The sequence below is a fragment of the Nocardia anaemiae NBRC 100462 genome (assembly GCF_001612725.1).
GTDB classification, from domain to species: Bacteria; Actinomycetota; Actinomycetes; order Mycobacteriales; family Mycobacteriaceae; genus Nocardia; species Nocardia anaemiae.
The window spans coordinates 20,895-44,140 of record NZ_BDAZ01000034.1; the positions used below are offsets into that span (position 1 = coordinate 20,895).

21 protein-coding genes are annotated in these 23,246 nt (G+C 66.1%); 6 read left to right on the forward strand and 15 right to left on the reverse strand.

The window, feature by feature from the left end; genetic code table 11:
- Positions 1-184: 184 nt before the first annotated feature.
- The 6 genes from NA5_RS39440 to bioB form a co-directional block, all read right to left on the reverse strand.
- The gene (locus NA5_RS39440; RefSeq protein ID WP_084484319.1) at positions 185-367 is read right to left on the reverse strand and encodes a hypothetical protein; all 183 of its coding nucleotides are present in this window, start codon (positions 365-367) and stop codon (positions 185-187) included.
- 81 nt (positions 368-448) lie between these two features.
- Positions 449-4,486, reverse strand: a complete 4,038-nt coding sequence (locus NA5_RS20880; protein ID WP_062988592.1) for a WD40 repeat domain-containing protein — start codon at positions 4,484-4,486, stop codon at positions 449-451.
- Between the two features lie 139 nt (positions 4,487-4,625).
- A complete protein-coding gene (locus tag NA5_RS20885) occupies positions 4,626-5,159 on the reverse strand; it encodes a DUF1353 domain-containing protein (protein WP_062988594.1) in 534 nt (177 codons plus the stop codon).
- Positions 5,160-5,251: 92 nt separating this feature from the next.
- Positions 5,252-5,980: a DUF2567 domain-containing protein gene (locus NA5_RS20890; protein WP_245672320.1), complete on the reverse strand. Its 729-nt coding sequence runs from the start codon at positions 5,978-5,980 to the stop codon at positions 5,252-5,254.
- A gap of 2 nt (positions 5,981-5,982) precedes the next feature.
- Entirely contained in the window at positions 5,983-6,198 is a 216-nt protein-coding gene (gene bsaP / locus NA5_RS20895) for a biotin synthase auxiliary protein BsaP (protein ID WP_174555251.1), read from the reverse strand.
- A gap of 47 nt (positions 6,199-6,245) precedes the next feature.
- Positions 6,246-7,259 carry a biotin synthase BioB gene (gene bioB, locus NA5_RS20900; RefSeq protein ID WP_062988598.1) on the reverse strand — a complete coding sequence of 338 codons (1,014 nt, stop codon included), beginning with the start codon at positions 7,257-7,259 and terminating at the stop codon, positions 6,246-6,248.
- 104 nt (positions 7,260-7,363) lie between these two features.
- On the opposite strand from bioB, the gene NA5_RS20905 reads away from it, so the two are divergent.
- A complete protein-coding gene (locus NA5_RS20905; protein WP_040688744.1) occupies positions 7,364-7,948 on the forward strand; it encodes a TetR/AcrR family transcriptional regulator C-terminal domain-containing protein in 585 nt (194 codons plus the stop codon).
- Positions 7,949-7,986: 38 nt separating this feature from the next.
- On the forward strand, positions 7,987-8,631 hold the full coding sequence (locus NA5_RS20910) for a nucleotidyltransferase domain-containing protein (RefSeq protein ID WP_062988600.1): 645 nt from the start codon (positions 7,987-7,989) through the stop codon (positions 8,629-8,631).
- Between the two features lie 519 nt (positions 8,632-9,150).
- Here the strand turns inward: NA5_RS20910 and NA5_RS20915 are convergent.
- Complete coding sequence (locus NA5_RS20915) at positions 9,151-10,368, reverse strand: MFS transporter (RefSeq protein ID WP_062988602.1); 1,218 nt, start codon at positions 10,366-10,368, stop codon at positions 9,151-9,153.
- Positions 10,369-10,472: 104 nt separating this feature from the next.
- Here NA5_RS20915 and NA5_RS20920 point away from each other — a divergent pair, with 104 nt between their 5' ends.
- On the forward strand, positions 10,473-10,799 hold the full coding sequence (locus NA5_RS20920) for a hypothetical protein (RefSeq protein ID WP_062988604.1): 327 nt from the start codon (positions 10,473-10,475) through the stop codon (positions 10,797-10,799).
- A gap of 103 nt (positions 10,800-10,902) precedes the next feature.
- Here NA5_RS20920 and NA5_RS20925 read toward each other — a convergent pair whose 3' ends face one another.
- From NA5_RS20925 to NA5_RS20955, 7 genes are all read right to left on the reverse strand, one after another.
- Positions 10,903-12,246: an LLM class flavin-dependent oxidoreductase gene (locus tag NA5_RS20925; protein ID WP_062988606.1), complete on the reverse strand. Its 1,344-nt coding sequence runs from the start codon at positions 12,244-12,246 to the stop codon at positions 10,903-10,905.
- The gene (locus NA5_RS20930) at positions 12,243-12,992 is read right to left on the reverse strand and encodes an ABC transporter ATP-binding protein (RefSeq protein ID WP_084484298.1); all 750 of its coding nucleotides are present in this window, start codon (positions 12,990-12,992) and stop codon (positions 12,243-12,245) included. Before NA5_RS20930 ends, NA5_RS20925 begins: the two co-directional genes overlap by 4 nt.
- Positions 12,968-13,834, reverse strand: a complete 867-nt coding sequence (locus NA5_RS20935; RefSeq protein ID WP_062988607.1) for an ABC transporter permease — start codon at positions 13,832-13,834, stop codon at positions 12,968-12,970. Before NA5_RS20935 ends, NA5_RS20930 begins: the two co-directional genes overlap by 25 nt.
- Before the next feature lie 2 nt (positions 13,835-13,836).
- The gene (locus NA5_RS20940) at positions 13,837-14,925 is read right to left on the reverse strand and encodes an ABC transporter substrate-binding protein (RefSeq protein ID WP_084484299.1); all 1,089 of its coding nucleotides are present in this window, start codon (positions 14,923-14,925) and stop codon (positions 13,837-13,839) included.
- A gap of 78 nt (positions 14,926-15,003) precedes the next feature.
- A complete protein-coding gene (locus tag NA5_RS20945) occupies positions 15,004-16,170 on the reverse strand; it encodes an alpha/beta fold hydrolase (RefSeq protein ID WP_062988610.1) in 1,167 nt (388 codons plus the stop codon).
- 182 nt (positions 16,171-16,352) lie between these two features.
- Complete coding sequence (bioD, locus tag NA5_RS20950; protein WP_062988612.1) at positions 16,353-17,039, reverse strand: dethiobiotin synthase; 687 nt, start codon at positions 17,037-17,039, stop codon at positions 16,353-16,355.
- On the reverse strand, positions 17,036-18,184 hold the full coding sequence (locus NA5_RS20955; protein ID WP_062988614.1) for an 8-amino-7-oxononanoate synthase: 1,149 nt from the start codon (positions 18,182-18,184) through the stop codon (positions 17,036-17,038). The genes bioD and NA5_RS20955 overlap by 4 nt, the downstream gene beginning before the upstream one ends.
- A gap of 132 nt (positions 18,185-18,316) precedes the next feature.
- On the opposite strand from NA5_RS20955, the gene NA5_RS20960 reads away from it, so the two are divergent.
- Complete coding sequence (locus NA5_RS20960) at positions 18,317-18,637, forward strand: hypothetical protein (protein ID WP_157110547.1); 321 nt, start codon at positions 18,317-18,319, stop codon at positions 18,635-18,637.
- Positions 18,638-18,641: 4 nt separating this feature from the next.
- Here NA5_RS20960 and NA5_RS20965 read toward each other — a convergent pair whose 3' ends face one another.
- Positions 18,642-19,910, reverse strand: coding sequence for an adenosylmethionine--8-amino-7-oxononanoate transaminase (locus tag NA5_RS20965; protein ID WP_062988794.1), 1,269 nt, complete (start codon positions 19,908-19,910; stop codon positions 18,642-18,644).
- Between the two features lie 151 nt (positions 19,911-20,061).
- Here NA5_RS20965 and NA5_RS20970 point away from each other — a divergent pair, with 151 nt between their 5' ends.
- Both NA5_RS20970 and glgX read left to right on the forward strand, forming a co-directional pair.
- Positions 20,062-20,994: a bifunctional helix-turn-helix transcriptional regulator/GNAT family N-acetyltransferase gene (locus NA5_RS20970; RefSeq protein ID WP_062988618.1), complete on the forward strand. Its 933-nt coding sequence runs from the start codon at positions 20,062-20,064 to the stop codon at positions 20,992-20,994.
- An 81-nt stretch (positions 20,995-21,075) separates the two neighbouring features.
- Positions 21,076-23,196 carry a glycogen debranching protein GlgX gene (gene glgX / locus NA5_RS20975; protein ID WP_062988620.1) on the forward strand — a complete coding sequence of 707 codons (2,121 nt, stop codon included), beginning with the start codon at positions 21,076-21,078 and terminating at the stop codon, positions 23,194-23,196.
- Positions 23,197-23,246: the final 50 nt, after the last annotated feature.

Genomic DNA, 23,246 nt, shown 5'->3' on the forward strand with positions numbered 1-23,246 from the left:
CAGGCGCCGGAGAACCTGCGCGCCAGCACCCGGCCTTGTTCGTTCACGTAGCGCCGCGGCGTACTCGGGAGCCGACGGAGCACATCGTCGAACTGGACGGCTCCTCCCCCAGCCAACAACGAAGACCCCGCCTTCACATGCAATCGCACGCGAACGCGGGGGTCACCCACGGATCACGGGAACCTCAATCCCGCTCTCGCCCCTTATGTTTCGCCTTCCGCCGATACCGCCGCGCACTGGGAATCGGCTGCGCGGCACTGGACCGCCGCAACGCATCCCGCCGCCGCCAAGCCGCCAGATCAGCCCGTTCCCCCGCCTCCGGAACCAGCACCCCCTGCCCGTGCCTGATCAACACATCCTCGCTCATCGCCACCTCCTTCCCACTGCTCGACCTTGTGCGCAAACGGTATCCGCGCGATCGCCAGCGCGACTACCGATTTTTCGCCGGCTATTCGCACGTCTGGCGGTATGGCAGCCCCGCCAGGTGTTCCTGCCACACCTCCCGGCTCAGCATCGGCTGTACAGCGTCGCAGATACGGCCGATAGCCTGGTGTGGATCCAGATCCCAAAGCTGGAGTACTCCCCCACCCGCCGCGGCCAGGTACTCGCCGCTGGGATGGAATGCGGTGACCCAATACGTCGACGACCCAGTGGCCGTAATCGCGTGCTTGATCGGCTTCGGCTGGCGGGGGGACGAAAAATCCCATAGCCGAACCGAATCGAATCCACCTGATACCAGGAGGCGGCCATCTGGGCTGAAGGACATCGAACCGACCAGACCGGTGTGGCCGACCAGCGGAACGTCTACCGCAACCGGTTTGCTCGGATGCCCGATATCCCACACGCGGATTCGCAGATCATCACCGGTAGTCACCAGCGTGCGTCCGTCGGGTGCGAAGGCTAGGGCCATTCCGGACTCCGCCTGCCCAGTCGCTAAGTGTCCGAGGTGCTTTGGTGCGGCCGGGTCCGCCATATCCCACAGCGTCACCGATTCCTGCCTGCGTGCGACCGCTAATATGCGGCCATCCGGACTGAACCGCACATCGAAGATGTAATCGTGCGCGGTGGACATCGGCCCGCCTACAGCCCGTGGATGCGCAGGATCAGCCATATCCCAGATGCGAATGACATCGTCCGGAACTGCACCCGACGCCCCAATGATTCCAGCAGTCACCAGGAATCGGGAGTCCGGGCTGAACCGAATGGCGCTGATTTGCCCTGTGTCATTGGGCAATTCAGTGATCACGCGCATGGCGGCCGGTTCGGAGATGTCGATCAGCACGCCCTGATATCGCTCACCAGCGACGATCAGAAGGCGTCCATCCGGTGTCATCGCCATATTGGTGGCGCCGGTAAGCGACAGATTCAGCCTTCCAAGTCGACCGGGCGCCTTCGGATCGCTGGTCTGCCACACCTCGATGACGTCCTCGGCAGGTTGAACCGCCATCTTCGTGCCACTGGCATCGAAGATCGGCTCCGATGCGCGGATCCTGCCGCCCCCACCGATCGTCGGCACCGACCACACGCGAACAGTGCCGTCTTGTCCGCTGGTCACAACGGTCTGACCGTCCGGAGCGTAGGCGACCGCACTGAGCGCTCCCTTGGTCCCAGCCAGCGTTGCGCCGACTGTCGGGGGGCGATCGGGATCGTCAACATTCCAGACGGTGGCGATCCCGCGTGCGGACACGCCGACCAACGCTCGCCCGTTCGGGCTGAATGCGATCGGCGACCCCGTCGAAGGCGGGGCGATCCGCACGGGCTCCCCGAGCCTTCGGGGGCTGGACGGGTCGCGCACGTCCCAGCGGTGAATACCGTCTCCGTTCACCACCGCGACTGCCGCACCGTCCGGACTGAATGTCGCCGACACGGCTCCGTCAGCCCCCGCCCGCGTCGGCGTGACGTTGCTCGTCAACTGTGCGACGGGTTCCGCGGAGATGTGGTGCTCAGATACCCGCCATAGCCGTGTCGCTCCGGTCGTTTCGGCGGTGATCACTGTGCGTAGGTCCGGACTGACCGCAGCGACATCCAATGGCCCGGAGGGCCGCGGTATCGGAGATCCGAGCGGTGTAGGGCGAGCGGGATCGGTGATGTCCCAGAACGCGATCGGGCCATTTCTGCTCGCCGTCACCAGTACCTTGCCGTCCGGACCGAAGGCAAGCACTTTCGGGTAGCCGCTCGGCAGCGGCGTGCCTATCGGAGCTGGATGGGCTGGATCGCGCACGTCCCACAGTCGCACGGTGTCGTCGGCGGCGGCCGAGGCCAGGATTACGCCGTCGGGACTGAACGCTACAGCACGGAGGAACTCTGTATGTCCCGTCAGTGGTTGACCGACCGAGGTTGGGTGTCGGCGATCGGAAATATCCCACAGCCGAACGGTTTTGTCGGAACCGCCCGAAGCGATGAACCTTCCGTCCGGCCGAACCGCTACCGCGTAGACGAACCCGTCGTGGCCTGGCAGTGCAGTCGCCAAGGCGAGGTTCTGTGTATTGAGCAGACGTGCCCGGACTTCAAGATCATCGGGCCGCAATTTGTCAGCAGCCAGCACCAATTGCGCCGACAGTGACGGGTCGCTTGTCTCGAGCCGGTCCGATTCGGCGAGAATGGCCGCGAAAATTGCATTGTCTCGTTGGGTTTTCGCGGTGCCACTCTGCACGAAGGCCACACCGGCCAGCACGAGGGCGATCACACCGAGCAAGCCCAATGCCACCACGAGGGCCGAGGAGCGCCGCTGAGTCCGCCGCCGCGCCGCATGCGACGCTGCGAGGAATTCCTCCGCCACAATGCCGATTGCGCCCTTGTCCGCATGCTCCTGCATGGTGATCAATCGCGCACCGCGATATAGCAGCGACGGATCGCGATCACCCGTCGCCCAGTCGGTCGCATCCGCTTGCAGCCGTTGGCGTTCCAAATATCCGACTCGGTCCTCATCGATCCAGGTGCGCAGGCGGGGCCAGGCGTCGAGAACGATTTCGTGGGTGAGGTAGGCGGATTCGGCGTCGAGGGTGATCAGTCTTGTGCGGGCCAACACTTCTAGTGCGGTCTCGGCAGCTTCTACGGTCTGTTGGATCAGTTCGGTGCGGGTTACTTTGCGGCGGGTGTCGCGGGAGTCGTCGCCGACCGCTACCAGGCCGAGAAGTACCTGTTTGCCGATGGACTGTTGGAATTCGGTCAGTTCGGCCCAGGCCTTTTCGGCGGTCGCGGCGACAGAGCCGATGACGCCGCCCGCTGCGCGGTAGCCGTCGATGGTGAGGCGGGTGCCGTCGCGTCGTTGCCATACGGCCGCCATCACATGCGATACCAGGGGCAGTGCGCCCGGATCGTAGGCCCTGCGGTCGCCGCCGAGTCCGCACAGCTCGCTGATGACGAGTTCTTCCAGGCCGGATTCCAGTTTGTAGCCTGCCGATTCAGCTGGCCGGGTGATGGCTTCGGCGAGTTCGTCGAGGCGCATCGGGCCGAGGAGGTAGCTGCGGTGTTTGAGGGCGTCTTCCAGGACTGGGATGTCGAGGCAGCGGGCGTAGAAGTCGGCGCGGACCGCGATGACGACGGCGGCCGGTTCACGTTCGCCGCGGATGGCGAGGTGTTCGAGGGTCGCGAGGAAGATCGCGCGCTCTTCTTCGTTGCGGCACAGTGTGAACAGCTCTTCGAACTGGTCGATGATGAGCAGTCGACGCTTGTCCCTCCCCCATTGCGCCGCATCGACGGATTCCATAGGGCCGCCGGACTTCTCGGAACCGGATTCGCGGCTGCGCCCAGCGGCGGATTCGGCGCCGTCCTCGCCGCTGTTGTCCGCAGACACGGTCGCGTCCGTCGAATCCGATTCGGAATCAGCGGGCAACGTGGCGGGCCCGTCGCGAAGGGCGGCCAGCAACGCCTCGACGGGCGCGCTGCCCGGAGTCATCGTCGCCACTGCCCATTGATCGACCGGATCCGCCAGCGCCGGAATCAAACCGGCTTCCAACAGTGAGGATTTGCCCGCTCCGGACGCACCGACCAGCATGACGATTCCGCCGTCCCCCTCGGGACCTGCTGTCGCGCTGATCAATTCGGCCAATTCCGCGGTCGGCCTGGAACGACCGAAGAACAACTCCGCATCGGCGCGCCGGTAGGAGGTCAATCCGAGATAGGGGCATTCGGTGGCTTCGGATTCCGGGTCCCAGGCAGTCGAAGCCGCCCACAACCGTTGCCACTCCTGCACATCCAGCAGCGCGGGCGGCACCGGTTTGCTGGACTTGCGCGCTTCGTCGATCAGTGTGAGCAGGACGGGCAGCAGGGATTCGAAGCGCGCGGGAACATTGCGCCCGGACTTCCAGTCGCTGATGCGCTGGACAGAGGCTCCGCTCTTCTGGCCAGGTGCACGCGTCGCCCGCATCCGCGTCTGCGCTGCGGTCGCGACCCGACGTAATGTCGGATTGCCCGCGGCCTCGAACAGCGCGGCGAATTGCTGTGCGAAGACGGTTCTCGGCGACGTTCGCAGACGCGATTCCATCTGTCCTCCTGCACTTTTCGAAAGCGGGAGCGATACCCCCGGCGTGCAATGAGATTAGGACGGGTCGCGCACGCGAACCTGGATCACGAGAGGCGAATACGCAGGTGGGACTGCGGAAAGTGGGTTCCGGACCGGACGGTCATGCGGTCTTCATCTGGGGTTGTGGCGGTGGGGCCGCGGTACGCTGGCCGACGCGTGCCACCACCCAGAACACCAATTCCACCACCCAGAACAGCCAGAGGAATACCTGTACCACGGCGACCGGGACGGCCAGGAACAGAATCGAGGGGACCGCGACGAGCAGGAAGCGTGCGATATCGCCGAGTGTGGCCCCGCGCAGTCCGCTGCCCAAACGCACTGCGGCCCACATCATCCACCGGCGCGGAATCGACACATTGAACTCGTGCAGGCAGCGGCGGAACAGGCCGTCCGCGTCGGCGGTGCTCACCTCATGTGAGCTCCGTAGATAGTCGTGCAGGATGGCGGCGCGGGTGTAGGCGCCGTAGCGGGGTATCAGCCAGACCAATGCCCGTGGCACCGAGGCGAAGTCGGTGCGGAAGCCCGCTGGGATGACGAATTCCTGTGTGGCACCGTGATAGACGAGCGGCTCGACGACCCGCCAGAATTTCGCATCGAGTTCTTCGACCACTGGTCCGCTACCGACGAACGCCATGATCCGTTCCTCTCTGAACGCACAGCGTGTCCCACAATTCTAGGCCGTTCTGGTACGTCTGTGCCGCCGCGCGGGCAACGGTTCGGATAACGTCAGCGCGCGCGATCCGAACCGGGCGGTCCGAAGCCGCCATAAGGCACACCGTAGGGCACCGGCCCGCCGTTCGCAGCGCCACGATACGAATCGGCATTGTCGACGGCCGCGAATCCGCTTGCCGCAGTGAAGTATGGCCGCGCATCGCCGAACGGTCCGCTGAAGCCGGTGCCGAGATCCTCTGTCGGACTGAGTGCCGCGAGGAACAGCACGATCAGCGAGGCGAGCAGCGGTTGCACGATCAGGGCCAGCCAACTGCCGACCTCCACCGGCAGCCGCACGATCTGTCCGACCGCGGGGTCGTACGGCATCGGATGCTGCCACTGCATGATCTGCTCGCCGACCTTCGACATCAGGTAAGCGCCTGCGCCGGAACCGATCAGCAGACCCAGCTGCAGCAGCGGTCCGCGCACGCGGCGCCAACGCCATACGCCGATCGCCGTCACCACACCGAGCACCGCGCCGATGCACACGAAGATCGCCAGCGCGTCGAACTGGTGCACACTCTCCCCGGTCAGGGCCGCGCCCTTGGCCGGTACCGCACCGGCGCGCGCCTTGACCACCAGATACTGCTCGGTGGGCGCGATGAAGGCCCACACCACACCGCCGAGCACGCCCAGCAGTGCCACCCCAACCGCGATCAGCGCTGATGCCCGCAGCTCACGCCGCACGCCCACCATTCGGGCCGCTGCGGGCGGCGCGGGGGCGACATCGCCGTATTCGGCCACCACTAGCGGTGTTCCAGATTCTTCGAATCCAGCACACCGTGCCGCGAGCACTTCGCCCACCAGCCGTCCGGGCTGACCTGCACGATCATCCGCCGACCGCACTGCTCGCAGAAGCGCGGCGGTTCCAGTCCCAACGCCGCGGCGGCCGGGACCGGATCGTCGAGCCCCGGCACGACGCGTTTGCCGGTGAACGGGTTGTAGCGCTCGTCCATATCCATGACAGTACTCACGGCGCCAGCCTCTTTCGTGACCGATCCCACCCGGATCAGAGTGTTTCGTTGAGCGCCTTGATCGGCATCTTCAGCTCACCGAGCAGATCCAGGTCCGCTTCGGCGGGACGACCGAGGGTGGTCAGGTAGTTGCCGACGATGACGGCGTTGATACCGCCGAGAATGCCCTGCTTGGCGCCGAGGTCGCCGAGAGTGATCTCGCGACCGCCCGCGAAGCGCAGCATGGTGCGCGGCAGCGCGAGTCGGAACGCGGCCACCGCGCGCAGCGCGTCGGCGGCGGGCAGCACCTCGAGGTCGCCGAACGGGGTGCCCGGACGCGGGTTGAGGAAGTTCAGCGGCACCTCGTCGGGCTCGAGCTCGGCCAGATTCGCCGCGAATTCCGCACGCTGCTCCAGGGTTTCGCCCATGCCGAGGATCCCGCCGCAGCAGACCTCCATACCGGCCTCGCGCACCATGCGCAGGGTGTCCCAGCGCTCTTCCCAGCTGTGCGTGGTGACGACATTCGGGAAATGCGAACGGGAGGTCTCGAGGTTGTGGTTGTAGCGGTGCACGCCCATGGCGGCGAGCTGGTCGACCTGCTCCTGGGTGAGCATGCCGAGCGAACACGCGACCTGGATGTCGACCTCGTTGCGAATGGCCTCGACACCCGCGGCGACCTGCGCCATCAGCCGCTCGTCCGGACCGCGCACGGCCGCGACGATGCAGAATTCGGTGGCGCCGGTCTTGGCGGTCTGCTTGGCGGCCTCGACCAGGCTGGGGATATCGAGCCAGGCGGCGCGCACGGGCGACTGGAACAGACCCGACTGCGAGCAGAAGTGGCAGTCCTCGGGGCAGCCGCCGGTCTTGAGGCTGATGATGCCCTCGACCTCGACCTCGGGACCGCACCACTTCATGCGCACCTCGTGTGCGAGGGCGAGCAGTTCCTCCAGCCGGTCGTCGCCGAGCCGGAGCACCTCGAGGGTCTGCTCCTGGGTCAGGCCTTCGCCGCGCTCGAGCACCTGCTCGCGGGCGGTCGCCAGAATATCGGTGTGGACGGGTGCCTGGGTCACTGCACGAATCCCTTCGTCCGGCCGAGGTGGCCGTGCAACTTGAACGGTGTTCAGGCTAGGGTAGCGGTAACAGTGAGTCAAAACACGTCAGGGAAGGAAACACCGTGCAGCTGCACCGCGCGGACGTGGTCGACGGCGCCATCGCCATTCTCGACCAGTACGGTCTCGCCGACCTGACCATGCGCAGGCTCGCCGGTTCACTCCAGGTCCAGCCCGGTGCGCTGTACTGGCACTTCCCCAATAAACAGGCACTGCTCGGCGCGGTGGCCGACCGGATCCTGGCCCCGATGGAGGATCCGATCGAGGCCGAGGACTGGTCGGGGCAGATCACCGAATTGGCGCATCGGTTGCGCGGTTGTCTGCTCGCCTATCGCGACGGCGCGGAACTGGTCTCGGCGACCTACGCTTCCCGACTCACCACGAGCAAGGGACGGGAACGACTCGTCGGCGCGGCGATCCGCGGCGGAATGCCGCGGCCGGAAGCGGAACTCGCGGCGTACACGCTGCTGTACTACGTACTCGGACAAACCGTGGACGAACAGTCCAGAATGCAAATGGATTCGGCCGGTGCATTGACCGAGGACGCCTCGCCGCTGAACGAAACCCCCGACGCGACAGCACGTTTCGACTTCGGTCTGCAGCTGTTCGTCGGCGGTGTGCGTCATCTGCTCGGTACCCGCGTACGCTGAATTCCTCGTCGGCGCGCAGGCCAGGAGGGAACGTCCAGATGTCTGATCCGGATGGGGCAGTCGAGGACGGACGCGTGGTTTCGGCCGAGGAATGCGAAAGGCTGTGGGCGGCGTGGACGCCTGCCGAAGTCGCGGAGCGGCTATCGGGTGTCACGGTTCCGTGGTGCGTGACCGCGGGGTGGGCACTGGATTTGTTCACCGGCGGTGCGGCTCGGGAACACAGCGACCTCGAAATCGGTGTGCCACAGGACAGATTCGGCGAGGTTGTCGCCGCCTTTCCCGGCTTCGAGTGGGACGTTGTCGGTGACGATCGGATCCGGCCGTTTCCGGCGAGGTCGGCGGAGTTCCATCAGACCTGGCTACGCGAACCCGAGACCGGGTTCTATCGGCTCGACGTGTTCCGTGAACCGCACGTCGGTGATCGATGGTCCTGCCGCCGCGACCCATCGATCACCCTGCCCTACGACGAACTGATTCGCCATACCAGCGAGGGCATCCCGTACGCGACTCCCGAGGTCGCACTGCTGTTCAAGGCGAAGGCGCGCCGCGACAAGGACGAGGCCGACTTCCGTCGTGCGCTACCCGTGATGGACCGATCCCAGAGGTCCCGGCTGTTCGAGTGGCTCTCCCGGGTGCACCCCGATCACCCTTGGCTGGAAAGCATTTCGCTGCACAAGGATTGACGGATCGACCGGACTCGAACCGATACAACCGTCGGCGCTCTCGAACTGGCGGTCCACGCCTGGGATATTGCCGCCGCCCAATCGGATGCACCACCTATCCCGGACCGCCTCGCCCACGAATTACTCGCGGTAGCACCGGATCTCGTCCCTGTCGCCGACCGATCACCGCTGTTCGCTCTGCCGACCGTGCCCCCGACCACCGCCCCCGGCGACCAACTCCTCGCCTACCTCGGCCGAACCCGACCAGCGCCCTGAGCTGCCCACCCGTGGCCTCGCATACCCAGCGAGCAACTCGCACAAAGCGCAACATATGGGCGCGCCGCGCCCTAGTGTGCGCCACAACAGACCACGCGCGCCGAACCCGACCAGAGTGCTGAAGTACCCGCCGTCGAGCGTCCAGACATCACGTCGCATACCCAGCGAGGACCTCGCAGAGCCTGCAACCTATGCGAGGTACGCACTAGATATGCGCCATAAACGGGACGAGCGCGGCGGACCGATCGGCGGCGGTGTGAGCGCTCAGTCGGTCGGGCGGCGGGCGTCTCGCAGGGAGACGGGGTAGGCACCTGGGAACCAGCGATGCATGGCGACGGCGCCCGCGAATACCGCTGCGGCGACGGCGAGCGCCGCGGCGCCGAGAACTGTTGCGGCGCTGATCAAGCCGACCGCGATGGGACCGGCGAACATGCCTATGTCGTGGGTCAGCCGCCAGGCGCCGAGGAATTCCGCACGTTGGCCCGGCGGTGCGACGTCGGCGCCGACGGTCATGATGATGCCGTTGCTGACACCATTGGCGAGCCCGAGCAGTACTGCGGCACCGGTGAGTTCGACCGCCGTCGAGGTGAATGGAAGAGCCGCGAAGCCGACCCCGAACAGCAACATCGACGGAACCCCCGTGGCGCGGCTGCCGAACCGATCGAGCAGGATGCCGCCCGGATAGGACAGCAGCACGTCCATGGCCCCGGCGATGCCGAATATCAGGCTCGTTGCGGCAGCACTCACACCGATATGCGCGGCCCACAGCGGTAGCAGCGCGGTGCGGGTCGCGCGGGCACCGCCCATCAGCAGCGCCGCCAGACCGAGTGTGCCGAGTACCCTGCGGTTTTCGATGACCACCGAGCGCAGGGTGTGATCGGCGGCGTCCGCATCGTCACCGTCGGCCGACCGGATGGCGAGCATCGCAGCGCCCGCTACGACGGTAGTGCCGAACTGCAACCACAGCGCACCGCTCGGACCCATCGCGTAGACCATTCCGGCCCCGACGAACGGCCCGCAGAACGATCCGAGGCGGGAGGCGCCAGCCAAGGCCGAGAACGCACGCCCCCGCTCATCCGGTGGCACCACGGCCACGATGTAGGACTGTCGCGCCAAACCCCATACCGCACTGGCGGTTCCATTGAGCAGCACACCAACCGCGAGCACCCCGGTATGCGGGGCAACGATCGCACACAGCACCCCGACCAGCCCGAGGCCCGAACCAACCGCGATCGCCCAGCGTTCCCCGATGCGCGCGACGATCCGCCCCGCGGGCAGATCCGCCAGCACCATCCCCAGCCCGCTCAGCGCGACGACGATTCCGGCAACACCGGCCGACGCACCGAGATCCAATGCCCGCAACGCGTACATCGGTGCCGCCGCACCGGATCCGATGCCATAGAGCACCACCGGCACGAACACCGTCCACAGCAGCGAGCGCAGCCGAACGGATTCCGCTGTGGCACCGACCTGCTCGCTCACAGCGGCCGCGTCGTGGGTGGCTGAACTTCGACAGGAACAACATGCCGCTGCCTGAGCAGTTCGACAACCTGATCATGATCGCGCGCAGTTGAACGGATTCCGCTGTGGCGCGGGCCCTCTTGCTCACGGCGGCACGTCGTGGGGTACGGCAGCGGTGGCTGAACTTCGACAGGAACAAGATGCCCGGGCGGTTTCAGATCGGCCCGCGTGCCGCGCAGCAACGTCTGCGCGACAAGCTGATCATGATCATCGATCCGGGGCTCCGGCGCATGCCGCTGGGCACCGAGCGGCAGCGGTTCGAAATGCGGGCGATCGGCGAGGAGAACGACGCCGACTTGCATGATGTCGACCTGCGAATGGACCTGCGCCCGACCGCCCAGGCCAAGCTCACTTCGAAAGCTCATGCAGCACAAGCCCTCCCGCTGCGATGAGCCGCCGCCGGATTCCGGCCAGCACCTGCGGCTGCGCGGTCTTGCCGGGTGCCATCACGCCCGAAGTTGCCGCTCCAGGCTCGATACGGCCGGGTACAGGCGCTCACTGCGCGAGTGCCGGTCGCCGGGCGTACCGGCTCTCCGGTCGCGGCAGACCGAAGTGGTCGCGCAGCGTGGTTCCGGTGTATTCGGTGCGGAACAGACCGCGCCGCTGCAGGATCGGGACGACCTGCTCGGCGAAGACCTCGAGGCCACCGGGATAGTAGGGCGGCATCACGTTGAAACCGTCGGCGGCGCCGTTGCGGAACCATTCCTCGATGGTGTCGGCGACCTGCTCCGGCGTACCGGCGAAGACCCGATGTCCGCGGGCACCGGCGAGCCGGTGCAGCAGTCCGCGCACGGTGGGCCGTTCCCGCTGCACGATTCCGGCGACCACCTGCCGACGGCTGCGCTCGTTATCGGTGACATCGCCCGCGTCGCTGAACAATTCGAGCGGCACGGGTTCGTCCAGCGGCAGGTGCCGTAGGCTCTCACCCGCGATTCCCTCCAACTGCTTCAGTCCGTATTCGGGCACCGTGAGCTCGTTGAACTCGCGCTCCAACTGTTTGGCCGCCGCCTCGGTATCGCCGATGAACGGGCTGATACCGGGCAGGATCTTGATCTGCTCGGCGGCACGGCCGAATTCGGCGGCCTTGGCCTTGATATCGGCGTAGAACGCCTGCGCATCTTCGAGCCGCTGGTGCGCGGTGAAGATCGCCTCGGCGTATCGGCCCGCGAACGCCCGACCGTCATTCGACGCACCGGCCTGTACCAGCACCGGATGCCCCTGCGGAGTGCGCGGTGCGTTGAACGGCCCACGCACACTGAGATATTCGCCGACGAAATCGATCGGATGGATCTTGTCCGGATCGGCGTAGACGCCCGCCTCCTGGTCGAGCAGGATGGCGTCGTCCTCCCAGCTGTCCCACAGCGCGACGACCGCATCGACGAATTCCCGCGCCCGCGCGTACCGCGTCGCATGATCGGGATGCTTGTCGAGCCCGAAATTCGCCGCGGCGAGGTCGGTTCCGGTGGTGACGATATTCCAGCCAGCCCGCCCGCCGGAGATGTGGTCCAGCGTGGAGAACAGCCTGGCCAGGTTGTATGGCTCGTAGTAGGTTGTCGATGCGGTGGCGATCAGCCCGAGATGGGTGGTGGCCGTCGCGATCGCGGTGAGCAGCGTGATCGGTTCCAGCCCGGCGGCCGCATTGTGCTTCACATTGGCGCGCAGTGCGGGCCCGTCGGCGAAGAACACCGCGTCGAGTTTCGCGGCTTCGGCCGTGCGGCCGATCTCCTGGTAGTAAGCGACATCGTAGATCCGGTCGGGTCGGCTCTGCGGGTGCCGCCAAGCCGCCTCATGATGTCCGGAGGGGTAGATGAACGCATTCAGACTGAGTTGACGTGTCATGAGGCTTTCTTCTCATCGTACAGGGCCGCGACATCGACGCCGAGGCTGGACAGCAGCAGCTCGCGCAGTCGGTTGAAGTCCGGATCGATGTGTCGGCGTGGACGTTCCAAATCGATGCGCTGGTCGACGGCGATGCGCCCCTCGTCGAGGACAAGCACCCGGTCGGCGAGCAGTACCGCCTCATCGACATCGTGAGTCACCAGCAAGACGGCTGGCTTGTGCCTGACGCACAGATCCTGCAGCAGCACATGCATTTTGATGCGGGTGAGTGCGTCCAGTGCCCCGAAGGGCTCATCCGCCAGCAGCAACTCCGGCTCCCTGACCAGCGACCGCGCCAGGGCGACACGTTGCTGCTCGCCGCCGGACAGCTCCTTGGGCCATGCCTTCTCCCGACCGGCAAGTCCGACTTCCGCCAAAGCGGTGCGACCGCGCTCGGCGGCATCGGCGCCCTTCAAACCGAGAGACACATTGTCCAGCACCCGATTCCACGGCAGCAGCCGAGAATCCTGGAAGACCACCGCGCGTTCCGTCGGCACCCGCAACTCACCCGACCCCAGCACGTCGCGGTCCAGCTCGGCCAGCGCGCGCAGCAAGGTGCTCTTACCCGAACCACTGCGGCCGAGCAGGGCGACGAATTCGCCGCGCGCGATATCGAGATCGATACCGTGCAGCACAACGCGATCGCCGAAACCCCTACGCAGCCCGCGGGTTCGGACCACATTCAGTCCGCGATCGTCTGTCGCCATGACAGCGCCCTCCGTTCCGTCGCGCGCACGGCGAGATCGCCGAACAGTCCGAGCAGGCCGTAGATCACCAAGCCGACGACGATGACATCGATCTGGCCGTAGGTGCGCGCCTGCGTCATCAGATAGCCGATGCCGCTGGTGGCATTCACCTGTTCCACCACGACCAGCGCCAGCCAGGAAATCGTGACCGCCAGCCGCAGCCCCGTGAAGAATCCGGGAAGCGAACCGGGCAGCGCGATCCGGCGAATGAAGCCCCACCGCGAAAGCCCCACCGTCGCGGCCAATTCCACATATCGACTGTCGACGCCGCGCAGCTGCGCGTGGGTATTGATGTAGATCGGAATCGCCACACTGGTCGTGATGACGATGAGCTTCATTTCCTCACCGATGCCGAACCACACGATGAACAGCGGAATCAGCGCGAGCGTCGGAATCGAGCGCTTGATCTGAATCGGCCCGTCCAGCAAGGCTTCTCCGACACGGCTCAACCCGGCGATCAAGGCGAGCACCACACCGATCACCACGCCGAGCCCGAGACCCCAGGCCGCGCGCTTCAGCGAGGTCATCAGATTCGACTGCAGTCTGCCGTCGGCGAGCAGATCGCGTGCGGTCTCGGCGACCGTCCATGGCGCGGGCAGTGTCTGCTCGTCCAGTGCGCCCGTGGCGGATCCGATCAACCATGCCGCGATCAGCAGCACGGGGCCGATGGCGATTCCGAACGGAATCGGGCGACCCGGTCCCAGGCGGGGCCGAGTCGACTTGCGGCGCGCCAGAACCGGCTCGGCGGCAGTACGCGAACTTTGTCCGATCCGGCCGAGTACGCCGACATCCACGATGGCCATGACTATTTCGCCTTCGGTTCGAACGACGCGCCGCTCTCGGTGACGGCCTGGGTGACGACGGCGTCGAAGCGCAGATCGAAACCGTCCGCGGCACGCACCTTCTTGGGCAGTTCGCCCGCCTTGTCGATCGCGTCGATGGTGCCCTGCTGGCGATCGACGAGCTGCTGATCCAGATGCGGGAAGACATAGGTGCCGAGCGAATCGACAATGCGCTTGGCATCATCGGCGCTGACCTTCTGGTTCTCGACGTAGTACTTGCGCGCCCACTCCTCCTGGTGGGTATTCACCCACTGGTAGGCGCGAATATATGCGGCGACCAGTGCTCGGGTCGCCGCGGCCTTGGCCGGATCCGTCACCACGCTGCGGCGCGCGTACAAGTAGGCGAGGCCGCTGTAGATGCCGGTGGTCTCCGAATCCGGGATCAGCGATGCTCCGGGGGTGCGCAGCAGCCGGGTGACATTCGGCTCTATCAGTGGCGCGACATCCACCTGCCCGGTGCGCACCGCATCCAGGAATTCCGCGAGCTGCAACCGAACCAGTTGCACGTCAGCGGGCTTCAGCCCGGCCTTGGCCAAGGCCCGCAGTACCGCGGCCTGTTGGGCGGTGCCTTCGGCGTAGGCGATCTTCTTACCCTTGAGATCGGCGAGCGTGGCGACCGTCTTGCCGGGTGCCACCGCGAGTTTCAATGCGGTGGGATTGGTTTGGTAGGCGGCGATGATCGGCACATCCTGCCCGGCCACCTGCGCGTGAATCGGCGGAACATCGCCGACCGTCGCGACATCGGCGGCGCCCGCACGGAAGGCCTCCAGAATTGCCGGTCCGCCGACGAAATTGGCGAATTCCACCTTGAACGCCAACTTGTCGAGCTCGCCAGAGAACTGCAGCACCGACTTGAACCGCTCGGACTGATCGGCGAGCACGAGCTTGGTGCCGGCGGGGATTTCGGTGGGCAGCGGGGCGTCGGTCTTACCGACCGGCTTATCGTCGCTCGCGCAGCCGGTCACACCCAGGCTCGCAACGGTCGCCGCAGTGAGCAACGCGGCGATTGTGCGGCCGCGCAGGCCGGTCAGGAACGTACGTGGTCGGAACATGCGGTGATTGAATCAAGACGAAACCGGCGCGCATACGGTTTGCCTTGGCCTGATTCCAACTCGGCGTCCGATTCGAATTCAGCGCGGTGCCGCCGCGGAGATCGTCGCGCGCACCTGATCCTGATATCGCTGGATGAACGGCAGGATCTGCTGGTCGATGATCTTGTTGTACTCCTCGGGGCGCTGCATCGGATTGGCGTGCCCGGTATTTCGCGGCATGACGACCAGCAGCGAGCCATCGACGCCACCGGCCCGCTCGACCAGCACCTGATGGGAGTACTCGACATCCACCACCCGGTCGTTATCCGGATCGCGCGGGCGAATGAAGACGATGGCCGGGCGCGGTTTGCCCTCGGCGGGCCGGGACAGCGCGCGCAGATCGTTGATGGCACCGCCAGCCACGATCGCCAGGAACTGCGTCTCGATCAGGCCGTTGCTGGCCGCGTCTTTGGAGAACACCTTCTCGCGCAACACTTCTTCGACGACGTCGCGCAATGGCTCGAGCCGGACCCCGGGCAGCCCATTGGCCCCGCGATCGACGAATCGGTCACGGCGCGCATAGGTTTCGACCGCAAGCCGCAGGGTACGGCTCTCCCGAGCCCCCGGCAGCCAGCCCATCCAGCGCACCATATCCTCGCCCGCGCCGCGACTCTCCGGACGCACCGCATTCAAATCCACCGGGGTGCAGTCCAGGATCACCCCGACCAGGCGCAGGTCGCTGTCGAGGTGGACATGCCGCGCGACCTCGAGCGCGATCACCCCGCCCATACTGTGTCCGACCAGCACGATGTTCTTCAGCCCCGACATCTGGGCGGCGCGGATGATCAGATCCGCGATCACCTTGGTGTCGATACCTTGATTGTCGTATTTGATGGCCCACACCACGCCCATATCGCTGAGGGCGGGCAGTGCGGCCGCGGTATTGCTGGCATTGAGCCCACCCAGACCGACCATATCGACGACGACGGTGTCCCAGTCCCGATCGTGCGCGGGGGTGGCGATAGGCAGGACCGCGGGTTCGGTGCGCGCGAGCCGATCGCGTTCCGGGGTGACGTCGTGCACCCAGTACTGGGCGAACACGATAAGCCCAGTGAGCAATATCAAGGCGACCCGCAGCAGCGCCAACCTGGTACGACGCAACGTCTGCCACCCGTGCCCGAGACGAGTCTCCCGAAGCCGAGCCCTCCGTCGCGCGTCATCCCAGTCCGAGACGGTGGACGGGTGCCGATCGTCCAACGGCGACATCTATTCCACTGTAGGTACGGTTCGCGAGTGCTGCCAGGCGAGTACGCGCTCCCGCCACCGAGCCGCAGGCGGTCATATTCGCCGACAGCCCTACGACCAGCAGATCGAGGTCGCAGAACTGAGCACAGCTCGAGCGCTGGAATCTGGTGCCTGCCTCCAGCCCACCGCGGACCAACCCGGCCTCAGAGACCTACCAGCGCAGCGAAGTCCGAACCCGGAGTAAACCAACCCGGTGCAGCGGCAGTGAACCGCTCACGTTCCCACGCCCCCGCACCCGCGGGCACCGCACCGACCAACTCCACTCCGGTAACCCGAGGCAGATCAGTGCGATTGCACTCTTCGGCCAGCCCCGGTGAACCGGGCCAGGAACCGATCACCAGCCCCGCACAGCGGACACCGGCGGATGACAGTGCGCGCGTGGTCAATTCGCTGTGGTTGAGGGTGCCGAGCCCGGCCGCCGCGACCACCAGCACCGGGGCATCGAGCTTCTGCGCCAGCTCGAGCAGCGTGAATTCGCCGAGGCGGACCAGCAATCCGCCTGCCCCTTCGACCAAGGTCAGGTCCGCATCGGCGAGGGAATCGATGGCGGCGGCGGTTCCAGTCAGCGTCAACAGCGGCTGCCCGCACCGATGCGCGGCGGTATCCGGAGCCAGCGGATCGGGATAGCGGGCAATCTCGACCGTTCTCGTCACGCCGGTGAGGCGTTCGATTTCGGCGAGATCCCCGGGCTCGCCCGGTGCCACACCTGTCTGGGCCGGTTTGCACACGGCTACCGACCGACCGGCGGCCAACGCGGCAGCGGCGAGCGCGGCGGTCACCACGGTCTTGCCGACCTCCGTCGACGTACCGGTCACGAACAGCACACTCATGCGCTCACCAATCCGCGCGCCCGCGTCAGCACCTCGCCGAGAACTGTTGCGATGGTGGCGAGTTCGTCGGGAGTCAGATTCGCGCGTGCGGTGAGCCGCAGCCGCGATGTCCCCTCGGGCACCGTCGGCGGACGGAAGCAGCCGACGTCGAGTCCACGTTCGCGGCATGCCTGCGCGGCGTCATAGGCGACCTGCGCCTCGCCAAGCACCACCGAGACAACCGCCGAATCCGGTTCCGCCACACCGGCAATGCGCGCGATATCGGCGGCCCGCTCCAACACTCGCCCGGCCAGCTCGGGCTCCCTACGCAATATCCGCAGCGCCGCCCGCGCCGCACCGACGGCGGCGGGTGCGAGCCCGGTATCGAAAATGAATGTGCGCGCCGCATCGATCAGATGCGCACGCACTCGCTCGCTCGCCAATACCACGCCACCTTGTGCGGCAAGGGCTTTCGACAGGGTCGCGGTCACGACGAGATCCGGTTCCCCCGCCAATCCGACCTCGTGCACCAGCCCGCGCCCACCCGCGCCGCGCACACCGAGCCCGTGCGCCTCATCCACGATCAACACCGCACCATTGGCCCGGGTGACGCGATGCAATTCGACCAGCGGCGCCAGATCACCATCGGCGCTGAACACCGAATCGGTAAGTACCAGTGCCCGTTGCTCACTGCGCTCGGCCAGCAACCGCTCGACCGCCTCGACATCGCGATGCGGCGCGATCTCCACCCGCGAGCGCGAGAGTCGGCAGGCATCAACCAGCGAAGCGTGACTGCCCGCATCGGAGACGACCAGCGCACCCCGCCCGGCGAGTGCGGTCACCACGCCAAGATTGGCGGCATAGCCGGAGGCGAAGACCAAACCGGCCTCGGCGCCGACGAATTCGGCGAGTTCGGTCTCGAGCAGCTCGTGTTCGGCCGTGGTCCCGGTGACGAGCCGAGATCCGGTCGATCCGGTGCCCCAGCGGCGCACGGCGTCGATCGCGCCCTCGATCACCTCCGGATGACGCACCAGCCCCAGGTAGTCATTGGAGGCGAGGTCGATCGACGGCGACTGTGCCGCACGAGGTCGAAGCTCACGGCGCAACCCGACGCGCACGCGCTCGGCGGCGCGTTCGTCAAGCCAGCCCAACGGATCGGTAGTCACAGCTCCGCAGCATACTTGAACACCGTTCAGGGCGCCTGTCCCGGGTCAGGTGCGGTACCGTGGGAGCCAATCGTTGTAGGTCGCCACCGACCAACGGTGGCGCGGCATTTCCGCCAAAGGGAGCAGGGCCGGATGCCACGGTGGGCGATAGTCGTCGAAGAGACAACAGGTTCCGGCGATCACAAGCGTTGGTCGCCTCGGGTACTCGCGGAGGTGGTCGGCACTCGCGAGCAGGCCCTGACCAAATTGCACTCGCTCGTGCGCACCTTCACCCCGCAGCATCCGAGACTTCCTGGCCGCCGGATCCTGCTGCGCGACGGCGACACCTATCTGCTGATCGCCTGCGGCTGGGCCGATGACTACCACTGCGTCTTCCGGATCTGGGAGATCGTCTCCGACACCGACCGTCCCCAGAGCGCGGGAACCGAACACAGCATCCACAAACGCGCGTGACCCATCAGGCCTGGGCGGCGGCGACCATACCGGCGGTTATGCGTCCGATGTCCTCGGTCGTGCTGATGAAGGGCGGCATGGTGTAGATCAGATCGCGGAACGGGCGCAGCCAGACGCCCGCTTCCACGGCGGCATGAGTGGCCTTGCGCATATCCACCGGATGATCGAGTTGCACGACGCCGATCGCGCCGAGCACCCGCACATCCGCCACCCCGGGCAGCGAACGCGCCGGGGTCAGACCGGTTTCCAGTTCCGATTCGATCCGGCTCACCTCGGCGCGCCAATCCCGTTGCAGCAGTAATTCGATCGAGGCCACGGCCACCGCGCAGGCCAGCGGATTGCCCATGAACGTCGGACCGTGCATGAGCCCGCCGTGCTCGGCGCTGATGGTCTGCGCGATCCGGGAGGTGCACAGCGCCGCGGCCAAGGTCAGATATCCACCGGTGAGCGACTTGCCGACACACATCACATCCGGACTCACCCCGACGTGATCGGCCGCGAAAAGCGCTCCGGTGCGCCCGAATCCGGTGGCGATCTCATCGAAGACCAACAGCACCCCGTACTGATCGCTCAGCCGCCGCAGATCGGTCAGATACTGCGGATCGTGCCAGCGCATCCCGCCCGCGCCCTGCACGACCGGCTCCACGATGACGGCCGCGAGTTCGTCGGCATGCCCGGCCAGCAACCGTTCGAACTCGGCCACATACTCGGCCGAATACTCGCGTGGTGGCGCCGGGGCGAAGATCTGCTCGGCGAGCACATCGGTCCACAGTGCGTGCATGCCCCCCTGCGGGTCGCACACGCTCATCGGGGTGAAGGTGTCGCCGTGATACCCGCCGCGCCAGGTGAGCAGCCGCCGCTTCTCCGGCTTACCCGCCGCGCGCCAGTACTGCAGACACATCTTCACCGCGACCTCGACCGATACCGAACCGGAGTCGCACAGGAAAACCTTGTCCAGTCCGGCGGGCGTCAGCTCGACGAGCAGTGCGGCCAGCCGGGCCGCCGGTTCATGGGTGAGCCCGCCGAACATCACATGACTCATCCGCTGCGACTGCGCCACCAGCGCGGCATCCAGCACCGGATGCCGATAACCGTGGATGGCGGCCCACCACGAACTCATCCCGTCGACCAATTCCCGACCGTCGGCGAGGGTCAGCCGAGTTCCGGAAGCACCGGAAACCACCAGCGGTTCGGTCGTCGCAGGGAAGCCACCGTAGGGATGCCAGACGTGTTCGGCGTCGATGGCGCTGATTTGGTCGGAGGTCAATGCCACAGGATTCCTCGCGGTCGCGTGACGGCCCAGCAGGGCTTGAACGGTGTTCAAGTTACCACTCGAGCTGCGCGCGCACGATCCCGCGTCGAATTCCGCGCCGACGGGAGCGTTCCGACGTATCCTTTGACTCAGTCAAAGATTGGGAGCCGCCGTGACCACTGTTGCCGCCGCCGATATCGACGCCGTGCGCGAATTCAACCGCCGCTACACCCGAGTCATCGGGGTACTGCGCGAGGGCCTGTTGGACAGCGAATATTCACTCACCGAAGCGCGAATCATGTTCGAACTGGCCAACTCCGGCGCCAGCGAGGTCGTCACCCTGCGACGCACGCTCGACCTGGACCCCGGCTATCTGAGCCGCATCCTGACCCGCTTCGAAAAGGACGGACTGGTCCAACGCAATCGCTCCGAATCCGACGGGCGACGCCAAGAGGTCCGGCTCACCGAACGCGGCAGGGAGATCTTCGCCGTGCTCAATCGGCGCTCGAGCGCCGAAGTCGGCTACCTGCTCAATGCGCACAAACCGGCCGAGCGCGCACGACTGATCACCTCGATGCGCACCATCCAGCGCATTCTCGACGGACCGAGCCGAGGCGAAGTGGTGCTGCGCGCCCCGAAACCAGGAGATTACGGCTGGGTCATCCAGCGCAATGCGGCGCTCTACGCCGCCGAATACGGGTGGGACGCCAGCTACGAGGCACTGGTGGCCCGGATTGTCGCCGACTATCTGGACGACCACGACGAGCGTCGCGAAGACGCCTGGATCGCCGAATACGACGGCGAGCCGGTGGGCTGTGTCTTCTGCGTCGCGGAGAACGAGACCACGGCGCGTCTGCGGCTACTGCTCGTCGAGCCGACCGCGCGCGGCCTCGGCGTCGGCTCCGCACTGGTCGAACGTTGCGTGCGATTCGCCACCGAGGTGGGCTACCGCGACATGGTGCTGTGGACCAACGACATCCTCACCTCGGCGCGACATATCTATCAGCGCGCGGGTTTCGAACTCGTGGAATCGAATCCGCACCACAGCTTCGGCCACGATCTGGTCGGCCAGACCTGGCGACTGGCACTGCCGACGCGGCAGTGAAACCGGCCCCGACCAGGTCTGACTCGCCAGGCCGCAACCACCCGCACGGCGGGCATTCCGGCTGGCGCTAGTGTCGTTGACATGGCTCAGCCCGACGCAGCGCCCGGTGAGGTGACACCCCTCGGTGTCTGGCCAGGAACCGCCTACCCATTGGGCGCCACCTACGACGGCGCGGGCACCAATTTCTCGGTGTTCTCCGAGGTTGCCGACGCGGTCGAACTGTGCCTCATCGCCAGGGACGGCACCGAAACCAGAGTGCCGTTGGAAGAGGTCGACACCTACGTCTGGCACGCCTATCTGCCCACTATCGGACCGGGCCAGCGCTACGGCTTCCGAGTGCACGGACCCTACGATCCCGCGCACGGATTGCGCTGCGATCCAAGCAAACTGCTGCTCGATCCCTACGGCAAGGCCTTCGACGGCGAATTCGACAACGACTCCGCGCTCTACACCTACGGCCAGGATTCGCTGGGGCACACCATGACCGGCGTGGTGATCAACCCGTTCTTCGACTGGGGCGCCGACCGTCCGCCGAATCGTCCCTACCACGAAACGGTCATCTACGAGGCGCACGTCAAGGGCATGACGATGACCCATCCGGAAATTCCGGAGGAATTGCGCGGCACCTACGCGGGTATCGCGCATCCGGCGATCGTGGCACATCTGAAGGAACTGGGCATCACCGCGATCGAGCTGATGCCGGTGCACCAATTCCTGCACGACCGCGTCCTTTTGGATCAGGGCCTGCGAAACTACTGGGGCTACAACAGCTTCGGCTATCTCGCCCCGCACAACGAATACGCCGCGAGCCCGCGCGGCGGCGCCGCGGTCACCGAATTCAAGGCCATGGTGCGGGCGCTGCATGCGGAGGGCATCGAGGTGATCCTCGATGTCGTCTACAACCACACCGGCGAGGGCAATCACCTCGGGCCGACCCTGGCCTTCCGCGGCATCGACAATGCCGCCTACTATCGCCTGGTCGACGAGGACCCATCGCACTACATGGACTACACCGGCACCGGTAACAGCCTGAACGTGCGCCATCCGCATACCCTGCAGCTGATCATGGACTCGCTGCGGTACTGGATCCTGGATATGCACGTCGACGGCTTCCGCTTCGACCTCGCCGCCACGCTGGCCAGGGAACTGCACGATGTCGACCGGCTCTCCACCTTCTTCGATCTGGTGCAACAGGATCCGGTGGTCAGCCAGGTCAAGCTCATCGCCGAGCCGTGGGATGTCGGCGAGGGCGGCTACCAGGTCGGCAATTTCCCCGGCCAGTGGACCGAATGGAACGGCAAGTACCGCGACACCGTTCGCGACTACTGGCGCGGTGAACCCGCCACCCTGGGCGAATTCGCCTCCCGGCTGACCGGATCCTCGGATCTGTACGAGGCGACCGGGCGCAGGCCGAGCGCGAGTATCAACTTCATCACCGCGCACGACGGCTTCACCCTGCGGGATCTGGTGTCCTACAACGAGAAACACAACCAGGCCAATGGCGAGGGCAATCGCGACGGCGAAAGCTACAACCGCTCCTGGAACTGCGGGGTGGAGGGACCCACCGACGATCCCGAGATACTCGCATTGCGCGCCAAGCAGAGTCGCAATCTGCTGGCCACGCTGGTGCTCAGTCAGGGCACCCCGATGCTCGCGCACGGCGACGAGATGGGGCGAGCACAGCAGGGCAACAACAATGTCTACTGCCAGGATTCACCGCTGGCCTGGATGGATTGGTCACTGATGCGGACGAATTCGGACCTGTTCGAATTCACCAAGCGGGTGATCGCACTGCGCACCGCGCACCCGATATTCCGACGCCGCCGATTCCTCGCGGGCCGACCGATCCGATCGAAAGACCATGCCCGCGATATCGCCTGGCTCACCCCGGCGGGTGAGGAGATGACACCCGCGGACTGGGACAGCGGCTTCGGCAAATCGCTGACGGTTTATCTCAACGGCCTCGGCATCAACGAACCCGGACCGCGCGGCGAGCGCATCACCGACGATTCGTTCCTGCTGTGCTTCAACGCCCATGACAGCGGCCTGGACTTCGCGTTGCCGAACTCCGACTACGGCACGCAATGGGCTGTCGCACTGGATTGTTCGGCACCCGACGGCCGCGCCGATGCCACCTATCCGGCGGCGAGCACGATCGCCGTCCCCGCCCGTTGTCTGCTCGTCCTGCACTGCCCCGCATAACCGAAACCGCCGATGACCGAGACGCCGAAGATCGAGACGCGCAAGTCCGA

Bases quoted from the DNA above. Each gene is read 5' to 3' on its own strand.
- NA5_RS39440 (WP_084484319.1), bottom strand. From the start codon at position 367: ATGAGCGAGGATGTGTTGATCAGGCACGGGCAGGGGGTGCTGGTTCCG.
- NA5_RS20880 (WP_062988592.1), bottom strand. From the start codon at position 4,486: ATGGAATCGCGTCTGCGAACGTCGCCGAGAACCGTCTTCGCACAGCAA.
- NA5_RS20885 (WP_062988594.1), bottom strand. From the start codon at position 5,159: ATGGCGTTCGTCGGTAGCGGACCAGTGGTCGAAGAACTCGATGCGAAA.
- bsaP (WP_174555251.1), bottom strand. From the start codon at position 6,198: ATGGATATGGACGAGCGCTACAACCCGTTCACCGGCAAACGCGTCGTG.
- NA5_RS20910 (WP_062988600.1), top strand. From the start codon at position 7,987: ATGTCTGATCCGGATGGGGCAGTCGAGGACGGACGCGTGGTTTCGGCC.
- NA5_RS20925 (WP_062988606.1), bottom strand. From the start codon at position 12,246: ATGACACGTCAACTCAGTCTGAATGCGTTCATCTACCCCTCCGGACAT.
- NA5_RS20930 (WP_084484298.1), bottom strand. From the start codon at position 12,992: ATGGCGACAGACGATCGCGGACTGAATGTGGTCCGAACCCGCGGGCTG.
- NA5_RS20935 (WP_062988607.1), bottom strand. From the start codon at position 13,834: ATGGCCATCGTGGATGTCGGCGTACTCGGCCGGATCGGACAAAGTTCG.
- NA5_RS20940 (WP_084484299.1), bottom strand. From the start codon at position 14,925: ATGTTCCGACCACGTACGTTCCTGACCGGCCTGCGCGGCCGCACAATC.
- NA5_RS20945 (WP_062988610.1), bottom strand. From the start codon at position 16,170: ATGTCGCCGTTGGACGATCGGCACCCGTCCACCGTCTCGGACTGGGAT.
- bioD (WP_062988612.1), bottom strand. From the start codon at position 17,039: ATGAGTGTGCTGTTCGTGACCGGTACGTCGACGGAGGTCGGCAAGACC.
- NA5_RS20960 (WP_157110547.1), top strand. From the start codon at position 18,317: ATGCCACGGTGGGCGATAGTCGTCGAAGAGACAACAGGTTCCGGCGAT.
- glgX (WP_062988620.1), top strand. From the start codon at position 21,076: ATGGCTCAGCCCGACGCAGCGCCCGGTGAGGTGACACCCCTCGGTGTC.